This window comes from Sodalis-like endosymbiont of Proechinophthirus fluctus, assembly GCF_001602625.1.
Lineage (GTDB): Bacteria > Pseudomonadota > Gammaproteobacteria > Enterobacterales > Enterobacteriaceae.
The window spans coordinates 54,404-60,417 of record NZ_LECR01000090.1 but is presented as its reverse complement, the minus strand read 5'-3'; the positions used below and the strand labels follow the sequence as shown (position 1 = coordinate 60,417).

10 protein-coding genes and 1 pseudogene are annotated in these 6,014 nt (G+C 48.7%); 8 read left to right on the top strand and 3 right to left on the bottom strand.

Annotation, left to right across the window (positions count from 1 at the left end; translation table 11 throughout):
• The first annotated feature begins 98 nt into the window (after positions 1 to 98).
• Positions 99 to 479: a hypothetical protein gene (locus tag BG74_RS08945; RefSeq protein ID WP_204376379.1), complete on the top strand. Its 381-nt coding sequence runs from the start codon at positions 99 to 101 to the stop codon at positions 477 to 479.
• A gap of 300 nt (positions 480 to 779) precedes the next feature.
• On the opposite strand, the gene BG74_RS14415 is transcribed toward BG74_RS08945, so the two are convergent.
• The gene (locus BG74_RS14415; protein WP_187202842.1) at positions 780 to 1,037 is read right to left on the bottom strand and encodes a type 2 periplasmic-binding domain-containing protein; all 258 of its coding nucleotides are present in this window, start codon (positions 1,035 to 1,037) and stop codon (positions 780 to 782) included.
• Between the two features lie 764 nt (positions 1,038 to 1,801).
• Between BG74_RS14415 and BG74_RS15060 the strand changes: the two genes are divergently transcribed.
• Positions 1,802 to 1,951, top strand: coding sequence for a biotin carboxylase N-terminal domain-containing protein (locus BG74_RS15060; protein WP_244267504.1), 150 nt, complete (start codon positions 1,802 to 1,804; stop codon positions 1,949 to 1,951).
• Positions 1,952 to 1,995: 44 nt separating this feature from the next.
• Here BG74_RS15060 and BG74_RS21010 read toward each other — a convergent pair whose 3' ends face one another.
• Entirely contained in the window at positions 1,996 to 2,202 is a 207-nt protein-coding gene (locus BG74_RS21010) for a hypothetical protein (RefSeq protein WP_204376377.1), read from the bottom strand.
• Between the two features lie 167 nt (positions 2,203 to 2,369).
• Here BG74_RS21010 and BG74_RS19945 point away from each other — a divergent pair, with 167 nt between their 5' ends.
• The 3 genes and pseudogenes from BG74_RS19945 (at position 2,370) to BG74_RS15040 (ending at position 2,957) form a co-directional block, all read left to right on the top strand.
• Entirely contained in the window at positions 2,370 to 2,537 is a 168-nt protein-coding gene (locus BG74_RS19945) for an ATP-binding protein (protein ID WP_204376376.1), read from the top strand.
• 10 nt (positions 2,538 to 2,547) lie between these two features.
• Positions 2,548 to 2,862: pseudogene (locus BG74_RS19940) on the top strand (ATP-binding protein); the annotation flags it as partial.
• Positions 2,787 to 2,957 (top strand): hypothetical protein, encoded by a 171-nt coding sequence (locus BG74_RS15040; RefSeq protein WP_204376375.1) that lies wholly within the window; start codon positions 2,787 to 2,789, stop codon positions 2,955 to 2,957. The pseudogene BG74_RS19940 and the gene BG74_RS15040, both read left to right, overlap by 76 nt.
• 370 nt (positions 2,958 to 3,327) lie before the next feature.
• Here the strand turns inward: BG74_RS15040 and BG74_RS08925 are convergent, their stop codons facing one another.
• Positions 3,328 to 3,789, bottom strand: coding sequence for an endonuclease/exonuclease/phosphatase family protein (locus tag BG74_RS08925; RefSeq protein WP_066597946.1), 462 nt, complete (start codon positions 3,787 to 3,789; stop codon positions 3,328 to 3,330).
• 884 nt (positions 3,790 to 4,673) lie between these two features.
• On the opposite strand from BG74_RS08925, the gene BG74_RS18355 reads away from it, so the two are divergent.
• The 3 genes from BG74_RS18355 to BG74_RS15035 form a co-directional block, all read left to right on the top strand.
• The gene (locus BG74_RS18355; protein ID WP_244267485.1) at positions 4,674 to 5,072 is read left to right on the top strand and encodes a hypothetical protein; all 399 of its coding nucleotides are present in this window, start codon (positions 4,674 to 4,676) and stop codon (positions 5,070 to 5,072) included.
• A 52-nt stretch (positions 5,073 to 5,124) separates the two neighbouring features.
• On the top strand, positions 5,125 to 5,313 hold the full coding sequence (locus tag BG74_RS18350; protein WP_244267484.1) for a gluconate 2-dehydrogenase subunit 3 family protein: 189 nt from the start codon (positions 5,125 to 5,127) through the stop codon (positions 5,311 to 5,313).
• Positions 5,314 to 5,823: 510 nt separating this feature from the next.
• Positions 5,824 to 6,014 (top strand): hypothetical protein (locus BG74_RS15035; RefSeq protein ID WP_204376374.1); only part of this gene is annotated, 191 nt, incomplete at its 3' end.

Sequence of the window (6,014 nt, the reverse complement as noted above, 5' to 3'; positions counted from 1 at the left end):
CATGACGGGTATTGACGATATGATTATTACCCGACTCCAGTGTGCGTTATTTTAAGCGCTGGCCGTGACGGTGGGAATGGGGATATAAGGTGGCCATCGTGCAACTGGATTATTTTGCCAACCGCAAATTAGTGCAGCTCTTGGGTGCACACGTCGTGCTGCCGGTGCGGCTGGACTATCTCAACAGCAATCACTCTGAGGGCCTCTATCTCCCCGCGCTGGAACACGTTTTTCGCACCGTTGCATGCAGCAAAGGCACTGCTAAAAGCAGTGAAAATATCGATGGCGCGCTGAGTCTAATGGAGTTTATTTGGGCAGCAGGGAGGGAATTCAGCGCCCATTCACGCCTGGAGGATTTTTCCTCTGATTTCCTTTCCGCCGAGCTGGGCACGGCCGGAATCAACATCCACGCCGCTGTGGGGTCTAGAAATTCGCCGGTAGAAATTCAGCTTATAACAACGGTGTCACGGTGGGAATAAGACCTACCTCGGCCACGTCGTGAGGGCCTGCGCGATGCGCATTTCCTACCGCATTCTCACGCTCAACGCCTGCTGAGTGACAATATCCAGAATAGTTTGTTTAACCGCTTGCGCGAGCAGTGGACAGCGATAGGGATTTGGACTAACACAGAGCAAGCGGCGTCAGTAGCACCGGCTTTATATGCGCATGATATAACTCCGGCGGGTATCATTCAATTGCAATGTGATCGACGACGGCAAAATTGTGGAGTCGATCCCCTGCGATGACTGCTTCATTGAGAGTGTGACATGGGTCGATATTTACGCCACTGCCCACGGTGTACTGCCGAACTGTATAAAGGCATCGTCAACAGTTTTGCACAGGAAGTAGTTGCGATTGGGTAAAATTAGCGCCATATCGATGATTTCTTCCAAGCCGATTTGCGTTTTATCTGCCTGGAGACAGCTGCTGACGAAATATAATCGCTCTTCCAGCAGGGTAAAAAACCGGATGCTGAATGGCATGGTAGTGCCGTAGAGACTGGTGCTCAATAGCGCCAGATCCAGACTGCCGTTCATCACCAATTCACTTCACTGAACACCGGAATTCTGGTTCAAATTCAGCGAAATGTCCGGATAGACCCCCTCGCACTGCCTTAAATAGAAGGACAGATAAATACTCTGCCATGGAACATTGCGTCAAGCCGATGCTGACGCTGTCAGACATATTCTGGCCGGAGGTTTGAACTTCCTGGTACGCCTGCTCGCACAAATGCAGAATTAACTGAGCGTTATAATAGAGGACTTTCCCTGCTTCGGTGAGCGGCATACAGTGTTTGTTGCGGATGAGCAATGTCTATTTTAACCCGTTTTCCAATACTGATTATGCTGGTTCAGGGTAGTTTGGGCAAACAAATAACATCTCGGCCGCCTGTATAAAGGCTCCCGATTTCTATGCTTTTAACAAAGTATTTCAACCGACTCAAATTCATGTTGTTTCCTTAGTAACAGGGATATCTTGACTATACTTAGAAAAGAGATAGCGATTACCTTGTATATTGAGTGCCATTTTTGAACGCGCACTAGCGGCGAGTTTGCTGGGAGCGGGTTTCTATAAATTGCGATTATCATCTTAGAGACAATCTGTCTTACCGTGCCTTGGGGCGGGTCGATATATTCAAGCTCACCGGTCAGCCTCAATAGCGACCCCCTTACTCGTAAGCAAGTAGACGGCGACCTTATAGATTAGCAGCGAATTAAGGCGTTGATTGAACTGATGGCTAGCAACTATCTTGTCGAAATCGACATCTATGAACACGACTGAAAGTTGAAATTATACCGTGATGAGGCAAACCTATGTTTGCCACCGTATTGATTTGATCGCCAACCGCAGAGAAATTGCGTTGCGTATTCTGCTCGCCTGCGGCGGTTTAGGACTGAAAACCATCGTCGCGCGTTCCGACGGTGATGCCAAGGCGGATTATATTCGCTGAGCCGGCCGGGTTATCTGTATAGGTCTCGCCACCGCAGGGGTGAGTTATTTGAACCAGGTGGCGTTACTCCTAACGACTAGGTCTATCAGCGCCAGGTTCACCCAGGCTATAGTTTTCTGTCGGAAAATGCTGCACTCGCCGAACGCGTTAACGCAGACAGACAGTCTGACATTTATCGGGCCAGATGCGGTATGCTTACGCACTATGGGCGATAAAATCGCCACTAAAACGGCGATGCGCGCCGCGAGCATGCCTTGCGTGCCCGGGGTATGATAGTAAGCACCGGAAGACGGCCATCAACTGGTGGCGATTGTCGCAGATATCGATTATCTGGTCATCATCAAAGCTGCGTGAGGTGACGAGCGTAGCATAAGGTTGTGCATGCTGCCGAAGCGTTACCTGACTCGGTGCGCCTGACGTGAGAGAAAGCGCAGCGTGCCTTCAACAAGGCCACCCTATATATCGGAAGTTTCTCGCCTATCAGCGCTACATTGAGATCCAAGTTCTATGCAATAACCACAGCAACGCACTATGGTTGGGCAGCTGGGATTGCTCCTTGTGGCACCGCCATCAGAAGGTGATCTGAAGAAGCCCCGGCGCCCGGTATTGCTCTGCTGCGAGTAGGCGAAATAGGCGAGTGCTACGTTACATCCTGCCGGAAAATCGGTTACAGCGCTGTCGGTACTTTTGAATTCCTATATCAGGATAACGTGTTCTTCATCAAGATGAATACACGTTTGCAGGTGGAACACCCGGTCACTGAAATAATTACCGGCATCGATATTGTCCAACAGAAAATCTGCACGGCAATCAGCTCGGCTTCACGCAGGCAAAGGTGCGCAGCGTCGGGCACGTGGTGGATTGCCGCATCAATACCGGAAAATCCCTGCAGTTTCCTACGCCCGGCTTAGTGATGCGCTGGCAGCCGCCCGGCAGTTTTAGCATGTGTATCGATAGCCATGTAACCACCGGCTATTGGGTGCCGCCTTACTATGACTATCGCTAAACTAATTACCCACGGCGCTGACCGGGAAGATGTTCTGGCGTGCATGATGTGGCAGGGCGCTACTCGAAACACGGGCGGAGGGTATAGACACTAATCTAGCCTTGCACCAATAACTGTTAGTCGATCCGGGGTTTAGTACCGACGGCGTCGATATTCATCATTTGGAACGCTGGATGGCTGACCGCGCAGCCGCATAGAGTATTCCCAGCATAGAGTATATTCCCCGTTGAGGAGTACACATGGATATTCAGGTATTATAACGATGAATGAACTTAATGGCACAAGCGCATCTCAGTTATCTTGTAAATATTGCTCATCGTAGGTTGAATTAAAACCACTGGCGAGAATTTTTATAGCAGAGGAAATATCCTTAAAATCCGTATTTTGTATCGCCAATGATAATATCCATAATTTTATGTGCTTTCTCGATGTGCAATGTTTGATCTTTCTGCCAGTCGAAATGTGTAGCAATAAACAACACCGGACTATCGAAGCCGGGAACATCGATATGCGTTATCAGCGCCATGCACTGCTCTGCCTTTCCCGATGGCAAAGGAATCACTTGAGTTTTAGCAATCTTGTATTTTGATAAAATACCCAGACCGTATTCACCACCATCAAAATAGATAGCTTTTCCAAAGGCATAGTGATAGTTGTTGGCGTTTGCAATCGTTTTCATCTGATCTATTTTTTTGGCTTCTTGCGGTTTTCTTTCCACCTCGGGTACAGTGATAATATCTGCTGCTATGTTTTTATATCCGTGTATTAAGCGCTGTAAAGTCAGTAATATTGTCCGAGGTTTCGTTTTTGCTGATGTTGTAGGTGTCGCCACGCGTAAATATGAGGTTTTGTGTTGGTGTAAATTTTATCTAGCACCTCGCCTTTTTGCGCTGCTAGTATTTCACTACCTGGTAATGTCTCACTGGCAAAGGACAGTAGGGTGAAACAAGAAAAGGACAGCTCTATTATCGTAAAGATTTTTTCATTAAAAAATTACTACATTTAAAGTGAATCTAACCAGGATAATATCGGTTAGAAGAAGTCCTGTTCCGTGATATTTTGTACAAAATTAATTGCTTCACAAATTGAGTTAAAAAAACGCCTTTTACTGCAATGTGGTCGATGCCTAAACGGTGGTGGCTTTACAGTGGCAACATCTCTCGGCCTTAGAGCCGATAGGTGGCGGAATTTTCAAGCTGTAAGGTCTACGTGATGCCATGAAGTTTATGGGATGACGGCTATGATACCGGCAGATTATCCCTTACTCTTTGTACCTTATCAGTTACTGTCCACTTCTATGAAAGGGCGCAGGCGTGATAGCAAACCCGACAACGCCAGGATGAACCGTCGATGAGGAGGCGCGGTGACGGTGGTGCAGCTGCCAGCCTAAGAAGGGGTGACAAAGGCGGCTTTCTCGAGCGGCGCTGACAGGCACACCTGCCGGTTCTGAGTTCATCTGGGGAGCAAATGGCTGTCCGAGGAGGTCCGTTTGGGTGTAGAACTTATCCCATCTCTTGCGGGGAGAGGGGTTGCGCCGCGGGTGCTTAACGTGGCGTATATGAGCAGGAAGACAAAAACTGACAAATATTGACGAAATATTTTTCCTGTTAAAACAACGGAAGAGCATTGAGTTATATGTTAAAAACATTAGATTACATATAAATTCGGACGCTTATGTTACTGATAAAACCACAATATATTTACATTAAGTAACATTTGTATAAAACGCTGTCGCTTATTCCTTTGGCCGCAGCGGGAAGCAGCGTGGCCACCCTAGCCAGCCCAGACGCTCGTTCTGCCGCGAAGAATGAAGACGTTAGCACCCACTATATCCCCACCTTCTTTAGTAATAACGAATGGTGCTTCTTGCTGGCCGCTACCGACTGCCTCATCTTTACGGATGAGAGTGGCCCGGGCGTTGCGATGGTTTTCATCGATAAACAGATGGAACTGTCCTACGGTTACGGCCACCTGTGGTATATGCAACCCACGTTTGCCGACGTCGTACCGGAGTGGGGTATTTCAATCGTCGCTCGTTCCTCTAGAAACTTACCGCCGCTGGATTCGTACCGTAAACGACCATTGTCAGCGATAATGGCAAAAGGTCTTCGCTGATCTAATGGCCACGTAACAAGACGATCTGCTGAGCCAACTGGAGAGCGGTAAATTGACATTTGCAGAGGTGCCCGGCGTACTCTTTTTTACCCGATTGCTGGACAATATCAAAGAAGGCCACCTTGCCGATCCACTGCACAGTGGCAACCAAACGCTGGCGCCGTGGAAAATGATTAGTTTCCCCGGCGCCAGAGTCGATTACTATCAGGCGATGGACGCGCTAAATAAACCTTACCCATAGGTCCCGTCTGTATTTCTCAGGGAAGAGAAGAGTTTGACGATGGTGTTAAAAAAAGGAACTGGTAGACATCGTTATCGCCGGTTTTGGCTGGACCGATGCTAGTATAGCAATGGAACTGGCGGATACCAGCTTAAAAATTCTGGCGCTGAAATGGGGCGAGAGCAGTGCGATACCTACCCAGATTTTTCCTATCCGAGTATCGCGGATGAGCTAACCCTAATGGCATACGGCTGAAGATGTTCCAAAACGCAGCGAAAGAGACGGTCACCCCGTGCGTCATACTCGCAGCGAAACGGCCTTACCCTATCGCCGATTCGGCTCTATGACTAACGTCGTGGAACATAGTTCCCAATCTTTGGGTGACGATAATCTTAAGGCCATGGCGGTCTATTTGCATTCTTTGAAATCTTCTGATGAGAAAATGGCCGTGCTTGTGCTGACCAGGTGGATGTGCGCAAACCGGGGGCGCAGGATCATATGGACAACTGAGTCGCTTGCCACCCCGCATCGATGGCGAAAGTTATAATCCTGCTTCTCCAGCATAAGCGTACTGGCGCCGCTGCGGGGGCAGCCGCCCCAAGCAAGAGTGGAACCGGTAACCCCGACGCCGATGACGATAACGTCAAACAGTACGGTCATGGGGTATACTGTATCGGCGCCAAAGCGTTATGCATCCAGAGGATCAATGTCACTATGTCATA